This window comes from Pseudomonas sp. YQ_5 (assembly GCF_043103305.1).
Lineage (GTDB): Bacteria > Pseudomonadota > Gammaproteobacteria > Pseudomonadales > Pseudomonadaceae > Aquipseudomonas > Aquipseudomonas putida_Y.
In genome coordinates, this window is sequence record NZ_JBICJS010000111.1 from 1 (window position 1) to 13747 (window position 13747).

Here is a 13747-nt window from a genome sequence, read left to right on the forward strand (position 1 = left end):
TGGCGCGATATTGCGCCGAACAAACAAAACGGTCGCGCGCGTCTGTCACAGGCGTTACTGGCCCGAAACAAACGTAGGAGCGAGCGCAGCTCGCGATGCGCCGCGCGGGCGGCGCTCGATCTCATGGCCGCTAAACCTGTAACGACGTACACCTAACACCTAACCCCCTAATCCAGTTGAGCCCGCCAAAACCGCCGCTGCCCCCGAACGAACTCAACTTCTCCCTGCCGCCCCAACACCAACCGCAACGCGCCCTCCACCGCCGTGTCATGCACCGCCAACCCATGCCGCTGATAACGCTCCATCACCTGCACATGCGGGTGCCCGAAGCTGTTGTTGCGCCCTCGCGAAATCAATACCCCCCGCGCTGCGGTTGCCCGAATGAACGCCTCGGTGGACGAGCTGCGGCTGCCATGATGCGGCGCCTGCAGCCAGTCGATACGCGGCGCTTCAGTCTCTGCCAACCAGGCCCGTTCGGCCGCAGCTTCCATATCCCCCGCCAGCAGCAGGCGCTCGCCCTGCGCCTCTATCAACAGCACACAGGAACGGTCATTGCTGCTCTGCCCGTCCGTCCAACGCCACAGCGAAAAACGCACGCCATCCCAGTCCCATTGTTCGCCACTGACGCAAGGCTGTAATTGCACGTCATCCAGCGCTTCCCCACCAATTGCCCGCCTGACCGGCAGACCACGTTGTATTGCCGCAGCACCGCCAGCATGGTCAGCATGTGCATGACTGATCACCATCAGGTCGAGGCTACCCACCCCCAGCTTGCGCAGAGTCGGCAGCACCACCCGCTCCCCCAGGTCGCTCTCTCCCCTCGCCGGCCCGGCATCGTAGAGCAGGTTGTGATGCCGAGTCTGCAGCAGCACCGCCAGCCCCTGACCGACATCCAATTGCCAGACCTCGACCTGGCCGAACGGCACTGGCTCCCTGGGCACCCACAACGCCAGCAACATGACCCCACCCAACCCGCGCAAAGGCACGCCACGGGGCAGCAGCACCAGCAGCGCACCCAGCACCACCAGTAGCCAGGCCCACCCTGGCAGCACCGGGGGCACCCACGCCGGATGCTGCTGCGCCACCAACGCCAGCAACCGGAACAGCCCTTCCAGCAGGCCACCCGCCAGCCACAGCAGCGCTTCCCCTACCCCGCCCAGCGGCAGCAGCACTGTACCCAGCAACGCCAACGGCAACACCGCCAGGCTGACCCATGGCACCGCGACAAGATTGGCCAGCGGCGCACTCAGGCTCACCGGCAACCCCGTGGCCAGCAACACCGGCAGCAAGCCAATGGCGATCACCCATTGCGCACGCGTCCAGGCCTGCCAGGGCCGCCAACCACCCAAACGGGCGTTGAAGCAATAAATGAGCGTGGCCACGGCGGCGAACGACAGCCAGAACCCAGGCAGCAAAGCCGCCAACGGCTCGAATACGAGCACGGCGACCAGCGCAAGCAGCAACGGAAAGAAAGCGCCAAGGTGACGAAAGCGCAGACGCCAGAGCAGCACCACGGCCAGCATCAGGCAAGCACGCTGCACCGGTACGCCAGCACCGGCCAGCCAGCCGTAGGCCAGCGCTGCGGCCATGGCCAAGCCGCAGGCCCAGGGTAACCACGGTAGCCTTGCCGGCCATAGCCCCCAACGCGCTAGCCCGGCGACCAGGCCATAGAGCAAACCGGCGACCAGGCCGATGTGCTGGCCGGAAATCACCAGCAGGTGCACCGTGCCGGTGGCCTGCAAGGTCTGCCAGTCCTCCCGGGCCATGCCAGCACCATCGCCAAGCACCAGTGCCACCAGCGCTGCCTGCCGGCCATTGGCTTCGACCATCAGCAAGCGCTGACGTAACGCATCGCGCCAACCACCGGTTACTGGCGCCAGCAACTGCCCCGCCTTTACCGTACCCGTAGCCCCCACCCGTCGCGCCAGCAACTGTGCTTCCCGGTCAGGCCCATGCGGGTTCAGCAGACCGGCCGGGCGCTGCAAGGTCACCGCCAGCCGCCACTGCTCGCCCGCCCGCAGCGGCGGCCCATCGAACCAGCTCAGTTGCAAACGCTGAGGCAGTTCGGCCCGCCGCGAACGGGCCGCTTCCAGCTCGAAACGCACGCCTTGTGCAGTGCGGGCCGGCAAGCCGACTACCCGCCCCTCCAGCCACAAGGTGCGGCCCTCCAGGCCGGCAGCCAGACGATCATCAAGGGCCTGCTGAGCGGACCCGCACGCCCAACACAAGCCCAGCAGAAACCAACCCAACGGCCATACGCGGGTAAACAGGCTGCCGACAGCGCAGGCTGCCAGGGTTATCAACCATCCGACCGATGGCAATGCGGGAAGAAAGCCCAGGCACAACAGCCCGAGCGCGAGCGCAAACATCCCTGTGCGCATGAAGTAGAGCTCCAGAAGTGAAATCACTTCCTGAGGCATAGCCCAATCGCCGGCAAAGCTCGCTCAACAATTGTCACAAACTCTAAACGAGGCTGAGCAGGATTAAGGGCATACTGCCAGGGTCAACGCTCCGGGAGCCTACATGCCGCGCCGACTTTTCAAACGCTACATGCCGGACCCGACCAGCATTCGGGAACACAAGTCCTTACGCTTTTTCGGCAAGTTGCTGCATGACCCCAACCTCTGGCACCTGAACCGCCATTCGGTGGCGAGGGCCATGGGTGTGGGCCTGTTCGCGGCGCTTATTCCCGTTCCCATGCAGATGCTGCTGGCCGCAGCCCTGGCAATCCCGGTGCGCGGCAACCTGCCGATTGCCATCAGCCTGGTGTGGCTGACCAACCCGCTGACCATGCCACCGGTGTTCTTCGTGACCTACATGGCCGGTGCCTGGCTGATGCAGATCCCGCCGCGCTCCCTGCCCGACGAGCTGACCTTCGAGTGGATCACCGACCAACTGGCCACGCTGTGGCAGCCGTTCCTGCTGGGCTCGGTGGTGTGCGGGGTGGTGCTGGGCATCCTTGGCTACTTCACCACCATGCTCTACTGGCGCTCATGGGTGGGCCGGCAGTGGCGTCGTCGCCAATGCCGGTGCAAGGCTTCAGGCCCGCATGCCACGGCCGCTGACCAGCAAGCGAACGCAAACAACGTAGAGCACCGCAGTGGCCACCAGCATGAAGGTGATCGCCGTGCCAATGCTGATATCCGACACCCCTAGAATGCCGTAGCGGAACGAGTTGACCATGTGCAGCACCGGGTTGGCCAACGACACGGTCTGCCAGAACGGCGGCAGCAGGTTGATCGAGTAGAACACTCCGCCCAGGTAGGTCAACGGCGTCAGCACGAAGGTCGGGATGATCGAAATATCGTCGAAGTTACGCGCAAACACGGCGTTGACGAAGCCAAGTAGCGAAAAGATGGTGGCCGTCAGCAGCACAACCACCACGGTCACGCCCAGGTGGTGCACCTGCAGGTCGGTGAAGAACATCGACAGTATGGTCACGATCACCCCTACCGCCAAACCACGCAGCACCCCACCCAGCACATAGCCGACGAGAATGGTGTGCGGCGACACCGGCGACACCATCAGTTCTTCGATCGAGCGCTGGAACTTGCTGCCGAAAAAGCTCGACACCACGTTGCCGTAGGAGTTGGTGATCACCGACATCATGATCAGCCCCGGCACGATGTACTGCATGTAGGTGAAGCCACCCATGTCGCCGATCTGCCGGCCAATCAGGTTACCGAAGATGACGAAGTACAGCACCATGGTGATCGCTGGCGGCAGCAACGTTTGCGGCCAGATGCGCAGGAAGCGCCGCACTTCGCGGTAGACGATGGTGTTCAGGGCGACCCAGTTGGTGCGCAGTTCCACACTCATACGGCCACCTTCGACAGGTTTTTTTCCACCAGGGACACGAACAGCTCCTCAAGTCGGTTGGTCTTGTTGCGCAGGCTCTGCACCTCGATGTTCTGAAGCGCCAGCTGGCCGAACAGCGCGGTGATGCCGATGTCCTTGTCCACCTGCACTTCCAGGGTATGCGGGGTCAGCAGCCGGCACGGGTAGCCCTGCAGTACCGGCGCCGCGGCCAGGTCCTGCTTGAGGTCGAGCACGAAGGTTTCGACATGCAGCTTGCCCAGCAACTGGCGCATGCTGGTGTTCTCGACGATGGTGCCATGGTCGATGATGCCGATGTTACGGCACAGTTGCTCAGCCTCTTCCAGGTAGTGGGTGGTGAGGATGATGGTGATGCCCTTCTGGTTCAGCTCGGTGAGGAAGCTCCACATCGAGCGGCGCAGCTCGATATCCACCCCGGCGGTGGGTTCGTCCAGGATCAGCAGACGCGGTTCGTGGATCAATGCGCGGGCAATCATCAGGCGCCGCTTCATGCCGCCAGACAACGAACGCGACTGCACATCACGTTTGTCCCACAGGCCCAGCTGGGTCAGGTACTGCTCGGCACGCTCCTTGGCCAGCTTGGGCGGGATGCCGTAGTACCCGGCCTGGGTCACGACGATGTCGAAGGTCTTCTCGAACTGGTTGAAGTTGAACTCTTGCGGCACCACGCCCAGGCAACGCTTGAGCGCGGAGGGCTCGCGGTCCAGGTCGTGACCGAACACGCTCACTGTGCCGCTGGTCTTGTTCACCAGGGTCGAGAGAATGCCGATGGTGGTGGATTTGCCGGCGCCGTTGGGGCCGAGCAAGGCGAAGAAGTCGCCTTCGGCAACATCGAGGTCGATGCCTTTGAGGGCCTGAAAGCCATTGCCGTAGGTCTTGGTCAGCTGTCGGATGGACAGGGCAGAACTCATAGCGGGTCACTTACCGAAGAAAAAGGTGCAGGACACGCCAGGTAAAGTCACTGGCGCAGTGCGTGCAGCCATGGTGCAAGGCCAGGCTGCACAAGTACAGTCACATCTATTGATAATGACTATCGAAGCGGGTTCAAGTGAGCGCGGTCATCACTGCGGCCTGGTAGGCCGGGCGTTGCTTCAGGCGCTCATACCAGGCCTGAAGGTGGTACATGTCGGGGCGCTCGATGGGCATTTCGAACCAGGCATAGATGAAGCTACCCAGTGGGATGTCGCCCATGCCGATCTGGTCACCGGACAGGTACGGCTGATTGGCCAGGGTTTCGTCGGCAATGGCCAGTAATTGCGCGCACTGCTTGTGCGCGGCGTTGATCGCCACCCAGTCGCGCTGGTCTTCCGGCGTGCGCAGCAGGCCCCAGAACAGGGGCCGGAATGGGGTAGCGAAGGACGATGTGGTCCAGTCCATCCATTTGTCGGCCAGGGCGCGTTGGCGTGGGTCTGCCTGATACCAGCCCTGCTCAGTGCCGTACTCCGCGCACAGGTAGCGGACGATGGTGTTGGACTCCCACAAGGTCAGGTCGCCGTCTTCGAGCATCGGCACCAGGCCGTTGGGGTTTCGGGCACGGTAGTGCGGCTCGTTGACCACGCCGAAGGCGCCACCGGCGTCGATGGACTCGAAGTCCAGGCCCAGTTCGTGGGCGATCCACAGTGCCTTGCGCACATTGCTCGAGTTCTTGCGGCCCCAGATCTTCAGCATGGCAACATCCTTTTGAGTGCGGAGGTGGCACAGTCTACTCCAGACCTTCACCGCCTGTACGGGCCTCTTCGCGGGCAAGCCCGCTCCCACAGGCTCGCCACCGTCTTCACGTCACTGGTATTCCTGCGTGGGTTTTACCCGCACATAGGCCGAGCCTGCCGGTCATTCACCGTCGCGGCCGCCACCGCATTCCTCAATCGCTGGCATCGCCACGTTCCGTTGTAGGAGCGGGTTTACCCGCGAACAGGCCTGTACAGGCGAACAAATGAACTGAAACTCCCACCGCCACACCCTGTCACTGTTCTGAACATGCCGTTCACAGCATTGCGTCTAAGCTATCTGGGATGGCTCAAACCCTTGGTTCCAAGGAGGACCGATTATGTTGCTGTTGTGGTTGGTGGTGCTGGTGATCGGCGCGGCGTACCTCACGCACAGGCGCCTGGCGCCTTTGCAGATACTCGGTGTCTTGGCGGCCTATGTGCTGTTGATGGGCATTTTCAGCAGCGCCCCCGGGTGGCTGCTGGCGCTGATCTGGGTGGTGCTGGCCCTGAAGATCGCCCTGGTTGCGCTGCCGCAGTGGCGACGCAAAGTATTTACCTCCCCGGTATTCCGCTGGTTCCAGCGCACCCTGCCGCCCATGTCGCAGACCGAGCGCGAAGCCATCGACGCCGGCACCGTGTGGTGGGATGGCGAACTGTTCAGTGGCCGCCCCGACTGGCGCACCTTGCTGGCCTACCCGGCACCGAAGCTGACTGAAGAAGAGCGAGCCTTCATTGATGGCCCGACCGAAGCACTATGTGCCATGGTCAGCGACTGGCAGATCGGCCAGGACCTGGACTTGCCGCCCGAAGCCTGGGCACATATCAAGCAGCATGGCTTTTTCGCCCTGATCATCCCCAAGGAGTACGGCGGCAAGGGCTTCTCCGCCTATGCCCACTCCCAGGTGGCGATGAAACTGGCCACGCGCAGCGGTGATCTGGCCTCCACGGTGATGGTGCCCAACTCCCTCGGCCCTGCCGAACTGCTGCTGCACTACGGCACCGACGAACAACGCAACCACTACCTGCCGCGCCTGGCCCGAGGCGAGGAAATCCCCTGCTTCGCCCTCACCGGCCCGCTGGCCGGCTCCGACGCTGGCGCCATGCCTGACACCGGCATCATCTGCAAAGGCCAGTGGCAAGGTGAAGAAGTGATCGGCCTGCGCCTGAACTGGGAAAAGCGCTACATCACCCTCGGCCCGGTCGCCACCCTGCTGGGCCTGGCATTCAAGGCCTACGACCCGGATCACCTGCTGGGCGATGAGGAAGAACTGGGCATCAGCCTGGCACTGATCCCCACCGATACCCCCGGGGTGGAAATCGGTAAACGCCACCTGCCACTGGGCGCCGCGTTCATGAATGGCCCCAACAACGGCAAGGACGTGTTCGTACCGCTGGACTTCCTCATTGGCGGCCAAGCGATGCTTGGCAAAGGCTGGATGATGCTGATGAACTGCCTGTCGGTAGGTCGCTCCATCTCACTGCCTGCCGTGGGTACTGGGGCTGCCAAGTACACCAGCCTGGTAACCGGCCAGTACGCCAATATCCGCGAGCAATTCAACGTGCCACTGGCTGCCTTCGAAGGTATCCAGGAGTCGCTGGCACGTATTGGCGGCAACGCCTGGCTGATGGACAGTGCCCGCCTGCTGACCGCCAAGGCCGTGGACCTGGGTGAGAAACCCTCGGTGCTGTCGGCGATCCTCAAGTACCACCTGACCGAGCGTGGCCGCGAATGCATCCAGCACGCCATGGACGTGCACGGTGGCAAGGGCATCATCATGGGCCCGAACAACTACCTGGGCCGCAACTGGCAAGGGGCGCCGATCTTCATCACGGTCGAAGGCGCCAACATCCTTTCGCGCAACCTGATGATCTTCGGCCAGGGCGCCATTCGCTGCCACCCGTTCGTGCTCAAGGAGATGGCGTTGGCCGGGCGTGAAGACCACGATCAGGCACTTCAGGAATTCGATGACCTGCTGATGAAACACATCCTGTTCGCCGCCGGCAATGCGGCCAGCACCCTGGTGTTCAACCTGGGGCTGGGGGTTTTCGAAAAAGTACCGGGGGACACGCTGAGCCAAGGCTACTTCCGGGCCCTCAACCGCCAAGCCGCCGCCTTTGCCCTGCTGGCGGACCTGTCGATGATGCTGCTGGGCGGCGCGCTAAAGCGCCGCGAACGCCTGAGTGCGCGGCTGGGCGATGTACTCAGCTACCTGTACCTGTCCAGTGCCGCACTCAAGCGCTACCACGATCTCGGTTCGCCCGAGCACATGCAGCCCCTGCTGCGCTGGGCCATGGAAGAAAGCCTGGGCCAGGCGGAGCACGCCCTGGACCGGTTGCTCGACAACTTCCCCAACCGCTTCGTCGGCTGCGCGCTACGGGTGCTGGTGTTCCCCTTTGGCCGCCGTCACACCGGGCCGAGCGATGAACTGGACGCCGAGGTGGCAGCGCTGATCGGACGCAGCAAAGGCGACCCTGCGCTGGAAGAGCTGCTTGCCGGTTGCTTCAGGCCGCAAGCCGACGGCGACCCGGTGGCAGCCCTGCAACAGGCCCGCGACCTGCTGGAGGAGGCGACGCCACTGCACAACACGCTGCATCAGGCAATCAAGGACGGCAAGGTACGGCCGGCGCCCGGGCAGTCGGTGATCGATGCGGCAGTCGACAGTGGTGTACTTCAGCCTGATCAGGCGCAACGCCTGCACGCGGCCGAACAAGCGCGCCGTGCCGTGATCGATGTGGATGCCTTCGACAAGGCACAGCTGCTGCCGGAGCAAGGCAAAGTGCGCTGAGACAGGGGCCGTTTTGCGGCCCCTTCCCCAACCGGCGTATACTCCGCGCCCCGTTTCAACCATTCCGAGGACCACCCCAATGGCCACCCCCCACGTGGAATACCACCTGCAACTGCTGAACCACCTGCGCACCATACTGGTGGCCTTGGGTGAAGCCGAGCAGGTACCGGAGGAAAGCCACACCCTGTTCCTCGACCGCTTCGACGAGCTGCTGACCCTGTTGCCGCAAAACCCGCTGGAAAGCCAATATCTGGGCCAGGACCTGATATGCCAGGTAATTCAGCGCTATCCGCAAATCGCCCACCTGGTGCCGCGCGACCTGCTGTGGTTCTTCGGTGGCGACTGCCTGCACTTCATGCCGGACGAAGAGCTGCAGCTCTACCAGAACCTGGAAGATCTGCGCTATGAAGCGGAACGGGACGGCCAGCGGTTTGACTGGCATGTACAAAAGCAGGCTCTGCTGGAAGCCGTAAAAAAGTCCTGAACACACGTGCGCTGCCGCCCTAAAAATCCGTACCCAGCTGCCACTTAATCCTACATTCAACCATTGGCCTCCCCCCCTATGCTGTTGGCCGCTCCCCCTTCGGCTCGAAGCCGACGCAAGGGAGCGTCCCCTAGTCAACACGACAACATCAAGGAACCGCCAATGAAAAAAACTTTGCTCATGCTCGCCATGGCGATGGCCAGCAGCAGCGCATTCGCTCTCGACGATGAAACGGGCCAGATCAACTTCTACGGTACCATCTACGGCGGCGGTACCTGCCCGATTGAAGTCGTCGCCCCAGGTGGCAGCGTTATCCCCGAGGTATCGCTGGGTAACTTCACGAAAGGCTACTTCCACACCCCTGGCACCGCCACGCCTGACAAGGCATTCGCGCTGAAGATAACACCGACTCCGGCCTGCCAAATTGTAGCCCCCCACACCGCAACCGTGAAATATACACCCTTGCACGGCATAGTCGGCGGCGACCTTTATGGCGTCAACGGTGCCTTGGGCGTGGGCGTCGCGATCAAAGACAGGCTGAAAGCCAAAATTGCACCCGACAGTGCTTCCATCCCATACGATCTATACGCAGATCGCCCAACGGAGATGCTGTTCTACGCCTCGTACGAGTCTTACCTGGATGCAGCAGATATCAGCGACGGTGTAGCACTAGCTGAAGTCGCCTTCACGGTAGACCTGCCTTGACACCTACTCCAGGTGCCCGCACCTGGAGACCACCATTCCTGCCTGGTCAAACACCATGTCACCCCTTTCTCGACTTCTGATCACCTCATGCAGCTGCCTGGCGCTGCTCACAGCCATTCTCCCCGGCGCACAAGCGGCACTCACCATCAGCCACACGCGAGTGGTGCACGACAGCGCCAAACGCAGCTCCTCGGTCATCGTCGCCAACCCCTCCAACAGGCCGTACGCGGCGCAGGCCTGGGTCAACACCGAAGCCGACGACGCAACCACTGCCGTCCCCCTGATCGCTGCCCCTAACCTGTTCCGCCTCGACCCCGGTGGCGAACAGACGGTGCAAATCAATGCCCTGCCTAACGATCTCCCCCGTGATCGTGAATCCGTGTTCTATTTCAACCTGCAGGAAATACCGCAGGCAGCGACCAATAACGGAGAGAACATCCTCAACATCGCCCTGCGCACGCGCATCAAGCTGTTCTATCGACCCAGTGAGCTCAAAGGCCGCCCGCAAGACCGGTTGAAAGACCTGGCCTGGTCAGTGCAACAAATAGATGGAAAACCGCATCTGGTCGTCGATAACCCGTCGCCTTACCACTTCACCTTCAGCAGCCTAGTGGTAAGTGGCAATGGCACGAGTGAAACCATCAACGCCAAGGCCATGGCCTTGCCCCTGGGCACGCAGGCCTATGCGCTGAACACCATGACAGTCACCGATGGGCTGCAGGTGAAGTTCACCACGATCAGTGACTACAGTGGCATAACTGCAGAGGTCTCCAGCCCGGTTGCAAGGCCGTGATCCAACACTTTCCATCAATCGCGCAGTGGCAGGTTGAGCACGGGACGAAACGCTACCCAAGTCGCGCCCTCATCGAAGCTTACGGACGCCGTGATAGTAAAATTATGATCGATCCATAGGCTGGCCAGGTGGGTTTTAGGTACCGTCACATCATCGCGCATGCCAATTCCCTCGTCGGCCTCGGTAGCAGATAACGCATGCGCAAACAGCACGTCATACGCTGGCGCGTCGCTGCCACCAGGCAAGACCCCGGTCAGCTGAATGCTGACCTGCTGCCCCTCGGCAATCAAAGGCCAAGTGCCCAGCCGGATCGGCACATTGGCTGGCGCCGTGCCCAGGCTGAACCCATCGGCATTGGCCCCATCCAACTCGGGTTGGGGCAACCGCTCCGAGCGCGCTTTCACGTCCAGGGCAAGTGCGTCGGAATCGAGCGCATTGGCGTTGTCACTCACGCGGTATAGCACCGTAACGGTATGCGTGCTTTGCGCCAAAACGTACTGGGTGGGTATTTCGAAGAGACGCTCTTGCCCGTTGTACGGCGTGCTGGTCGTAAAGTACCCCGCTGTGCCCGGCGCTCCCCACACCACCGTGAGGGTTTCATCCGGGTAGATAACCGCACTCGCCGGGACCTCAACCAGTAACGGCGGGTAAAAGTCATTGAGCGTCAGCGTCTGTTGTGCCCCCCAGCCCTCCGCCTGGTCGATCAACACCGGCGGCAAACTTCGCGGTATCGGCGTGGCAGCCACCTCCAGCGTTACCGGCCGTGAACCAGCGCTCAGGTTACCGGCACGGTCACAGACCTTGTAATGGACATAGCGCTTGCCATCACCGCGCGCCAGTATCATTTCCTTGGAAAATACGATGCTTATCGGCTGGCTGGGGTCTTTCAGTTCATACCGATCGACCTCTTCATCGGCAAACGGCTCACGGTCCCAGTAAACGATCAGCATGTCAGCCACTGCGGGGGTTTGATAGCTCGGCACCAGCGCCCGCAGGACGTTGTTCTCGAGGTAGCGCGCGGTCACGCCGTCCCTGAGCACTTCCTCATCGAACACCAGGCTCCCTTGGTTGTCACCCAGCACTGGCGCCACCTTGTCGATGGTCAGGGACAGAGGCATGGATCCGACCTCCGCCCCATTGAAGCCGTGGGCCAAATAGGTGACGGCCGCCACCCCGTGCTCGAGGAACTGCACCGGGACATCCACATAGAGCTCATCTGGCGGTATGTCGTCGTACCAGGTCTTTTTCTCGACCTCTGAACCGTTCCAGTACAGGATGATCCATTCCGGGTATTCGGGAGTTGGGCGCGAGTATTCCCACATCGGGATGTCGATCCGCAGTGGGCGACTCAACACCGCAGCCGGGAGCAAGTTGTGCTGCCCGCCGGGGATGTCGGGTAGCGCATCCCGCGCCGTCGGCGGATCAAGCGGAACCGGAGCGGAAGTACCCTGTGTAGACCGTTGCATACTCTGCATCTCCATCCAGTGCAGGCGGGCACAAAAAGGGGAGGCTCGATACCTCCCCGGGTGCAATAGCCCTACAAGCTGTAGTGAAGCCCGACGTTGGCACCCCAGGGCTGCTCGATCTTTTCACCGTTGGCGTAATCGAAGTCGGCGTGCAGTTGCAGGCGATCGGTCATGCTAACGGCAACCCCCAGCCCCAGCTCGCCGCGCGAGCCCGACAGATCATTGTCAAACCGGTTGTCGTTGACGTTGACCTGGTTGTCGTCGACGAACTCATGTGCGTAGGCAGCGCGCAGGTAGGGTTGCACCTTGCGCCCGGCACCTAGGTCGAAGGTACGCCCAACGGTGGCCCCGGCCTTGCCGAGCAGAGAGCGGGTGACGTCGCCACGCGCCTGCATACCGTTATCCAGGTCATAGTGCTTGCCTTGGATGGTGACCATTGACCATTGCGTATAGGGCTCGATGAAGTAGTCATTGCCCAGCTCCAGATGGCGACCGAACTCCAGGGATGCACCCACACCGAAGTTGTCGTAATCACCTTTGCTGCGCTTGCCATCGCTCATTGTGATATCCGATGAGTTGTCGAAGCGGTTGAGCTTGACCACCCCATCCAGATAGTAACCGCTCTGGGCATCGAGCCAGGTGGCATACAGCCCCAGGTAATAACTCTTGACGTCGGCGGACGCGCCACGCGTCAGGTTCAAGTCCGAATTGCTGTGCCCTGCCATCACACCCAGAAGCCACTGGCCATCCCCAAGTGGCAGCGGCATATCAGCACCCAACGAGAAGCCCTGCTGTACCTGCTGGTATGCACTACCCGCTGCATCGGAAACGTTGTACTTGTTGCCATATGCCCTGACCCAGCCACCCGCCTTGCCTTGGTCCAGGCGCAGTTCGCCCATACGGCTACGCAAGGTGGTGAGCTCGCCATACCATACGGTCGGCGCGGTGTTGAACAGGGCCAGCACCGAAGCGGTACCGGGGCTGATGACCTTGCTCGCACCGTCGAGAAACCAGTCGTTGCCACGCTGCACCAGTTCGTAGGAGAACGTGCCCACGTCGACTGGGCCGTTGAGCAAGGAAAACTGCGCATCGCCTGCAGCGGCATGCACCAGGTGCAGTTGGTTTTCAGCCACAGGATCGGCACCACTGCTGCCAACCAGCAAGGTATGGCTGCCGGTGGCGGTACCGGTGATTTCAAGGTAATCGGTATCGCCGGTACTGAAGTCGGCGTCCATGATGAAGTTGCCACTGCCAGCCAGCGTCCCCACGCTCAAGCGCTGATACTGGCCCGGCTCACCAAACCTGATACTGCCACCATCAAGGGCCAAGCTGCCGACCTTGCTGTCCTCGACCATGTTCCAGCGCGCCTGGTTGCTCAGGGTCAGGCCTGCAACGTTCTCCAGTCGGCCTGTCAGGCTGGCGTGGTTGTCCAGCGTCAGCGAGGCGCTGGAGCCCTCTTCGACACGCACGTCACCCACCAGCTGGCTGTTGTCCACCGTCATGCGTGCCGTGGAACTGCCCGCAACTTCCAGCAGCGTGCCGTTGCTGCCTTGCAAGGTGCTTCCTCCGGCTACGAGGATATCGGCCTCGGCCGGGCCAAGCGCGGGGTTGCCGACCACAATCGCAGAGCCGTCCTGCCCCTCTACGTGCGACCCCACCAGGCTCACCGTTGCAGTGCCAGGCTGTGCCTGCGCAGACAATATCCGCAAGCCATTCTGTGCACCCTGCAAACGGCTGCCTTCCGCGCTGAGCGTTGCGTTGTCAAACATGTCCGCAGCTGCGGCCGTACCGGTACCGACCAATGTGCTGTTGTGCAGTACAAGGGTCGACTCGGCCGATATCAGCGCGCCCCCCCTAACCTAGCGCCCTCGAACTCGGCGTACACCGTCTTTTGAAGCACCCCTGCGCCGCTGCTCGCTACACAACACAGCCACCCCACCGGTACTGCCTTGGCACTGACCGGTAGC

General features: G+C 62.2%; 10 protein-coding genes and 1 pseudogene. 5 read left to right on the forward strand and 6 right to left on the reverse strand.

Annotated elements, in window-relative coordinates:
* Positions 1-167: 167 nt before the first annotated feature.
* Positions 168-2381 (reverse strand): DNA internalization-related competence protein ComEC/Rec2, encoded by a 2214-nt coding sequence (locus tag ACF8EA_RS24330; protein WP_392523534.1) that lies wholly within the window; start codon positions 2379-2381, stop codon positions 168-170.
* Positions 2382-2523: 142 nt separating this feature from the next.
* Between ACF8EA_RS24330 and ACF8EA_RS24335 the strand changes: the two genes are divergently transcribed.
* Positions 2524-3156, forward strand: a complete 633-nt coding sequence (locus ACF8EA_RS24335) for a DUF2062 domain-containing protein (protein ID WP_143514802.1) — start codon at positions 2524-2526, stop codon at positions 3154-3156.
* On the opposite strand, the gene ACF8EA_RS24340 is transcribed toward ACF8EA_RS24335, so the two are convergent.
* The 3 genes from ACF8EA_RS24340 to ACF8EA_RS24350 form a co-directional block, all read right to left on the reverse strand.
* Complete coding sequence (locus ACF8EA_RS24340) at positions 3040-3819, reverse strand: ABC transporter permease (RefSeq protein WP_003247128.1); 780 nt, start codon at positions 3817-3819, stop codon at positions 3040-3042. The two genes, ACF8EA_RS24335 and ACF8EA_RS24340, sit on opposite strands and share 117 nt — an antisense overlap.
* Positions 3816-4748, reverse strand: a complete 933-nt coding sequence (locus ACF8EA_RS24345; protein ID WP_019752231.1) for an ABC transporter ATP-binding protein — start codon at positions 4746-4748, stop codon at positions 3816-3818. Before ACF8EA_RS24345 ends, ACF8EA_RS24340 begins: the two co-directional genes overlap by 4 nt.
* A gap of 133 nt (positions 4749-4881) precedes the next feature.
* Complete coding sequence (locus ACF8EA_RS24350; RefSeq protein ID WP_084852364.1) at positions 4882-5505, reverse strand: glutathione S-transferase; 624 nt, start codon at positions 5503-5505, stop codon at positions 4882-4884.
* Between the two features lie 379 nt (positions 5506-5884).
* On the opposite strand from ACF8EA_RS24350, the gene ACF8EA_RS24355 reads away from it, so the two are divergent.
* The 4 genes from ACF8EA_RS24355 (at position 5885) to ACF8EA_RS24370 (ending at position 10314) form a co-directional block, all read left to right on the forward strand.
* On the forward strand, positions 5885-8332 hold the full coding sequence (locus ACF8EA_RS24355) for an acyl-CoA dehydrogenase (RefSeq protein ID WP_392523537.1): 2448 nt from the start codon (positions 5885-5887) through the stop codon (positions 8330-8332).
* Between the two features lie 79 nt (positions 8333-8411).
* On the forward strand, positions 8412-8816 hold the full coding sequence (locus ACF8EA_RS24360; RefSeq protein WP_103462835.1) for a PA2817 family protein: 405 nt from the start codon (positions 8412-8414) through the stop codon (positions 8814-8816).
* Between the two features lie 162 nt (positions 8817-8978).
* Positions 8979-9521: a fimbrial protein gene (locus ACF8EA_RS24365; protein WP_103462836.1), complete on the forward strand. Its 543-nt coding sequence runs from the start codon at positions 8979-8981 to the stop codon at positions 9519-9521.
* Between the two features lie 55 nt (positions 9522-9576).
* Positions 9577-10314: a molecular chaperone gene (locus ACF8EA_RS24370; protein WP_181005324.1), complete on the forward strand. Its 738-nt coding sequence runs from the start codon at positions 9577-9579 to the stop codon at positions 10312-10314.
* A 14-nt stretch (positions 10315-10328) separates the two neighbouring features.
* Here ACF8EA_RS24370 and ACF8EA_RS24375 read toward each other — a convergent pair whose 3' ends face one another.
* Positions 10329-11780, reverse strand: a complete 1452-nt coding sequence (locus tag ACF8EA_RS24375) for a hypothetical protein (RefSeq protein ID WP_258036517.1) — start codon at positions 11778-11780, stop codon at positions 10329-10331.
* 71 nt (positions 11781-11851) lie between these two features.
* Positions 11852-13636 (reverse strand): annotated as a pseudogene (locus ACF8EA_RS24380) (autotransporter outer membrane beta-barrel domain-containing protein); the annotation flags it as partial.
* Positions 13637-13747 lie beyond the last annotated feature (111 nt).

Excerpts from the sequence above, each read along its gene's own strand:
- ACF8EA_RS24330 (WP_392523534.1), bottom strand. The coding sequence starts at position 2,381 with ATGCGCACAGGGATGTTTGCGCTCGCGCTCGGGCTGTTGTGCCTGGGC.
- ACF8EA_RS24335 (WP_143514802.1), top strand. The coding sequence starts at position 2,524 with ATGCCGCGCCGACTTTTCAAACGCTACATGCCGGACCCGACCAGCATT.
- ACF8EA_RS24340 (WP_003247128.1), bottom strand. The coding sequence starts at position 3,819 with ATGAGTGTGGAACTGCGCACCAACTGGGTCGCCCTGAACACCATCGTC.
- ACF8EA_RS24345 (WP_019752231.1), bottom strand. The coding sequence starts at position 4,748 with ATGAGTTCTGCCCTGTCCATCCGACAGCTGACCAAGACCTACGGCAAT.
- ACF8EA_RS24350 (WP_084852364.1), bottom strand. The coding sequence starts at position 5,505 with ATGCTGAAGATCTGGGGCCGCAAGAACTCGAGCAATGTGCGCAAGGCA.
- ACF8EA_RS24355 (WP_392523537.1), top strand. The coding sequence starts at position 5,885 with ATGTTGCTGTTGTGGTTGGTGGTGCTGGTGATCGGCGCGGCGTACCTC.
- ACF8EA_RS24360 (WP_103462835.1), top strand. The coding sequence starts at position 8,412 with ATGGCCACCCCCCACGTGGAATACCACCTGCAACTGCTGAACCACCTG.
- ACF8EA_RS24365 (WP_103462836.1), top strand. The coding sequence starts at position 8,979 with ATGAAAAAAACTTTGCTCATGCTCGCCATGGCGATGGCCAGCAGCAGC.
- ACF8EA_RS24370 (WP_181005324.1), top strand. The coding sequence starts at position 9,577 with ATGTCACCCCTTTCTCGACTTCTGATCACCTCATGCAGCTGCCTGGCG.
- ACF8EA_RS24375 (WP_258036517.1), bottom strand. The coding sequence starts at position 11,780 with ATGCAACGGTCTACACAGGGTACTTCCGCTCCGGTTCCGCTTGATCCG.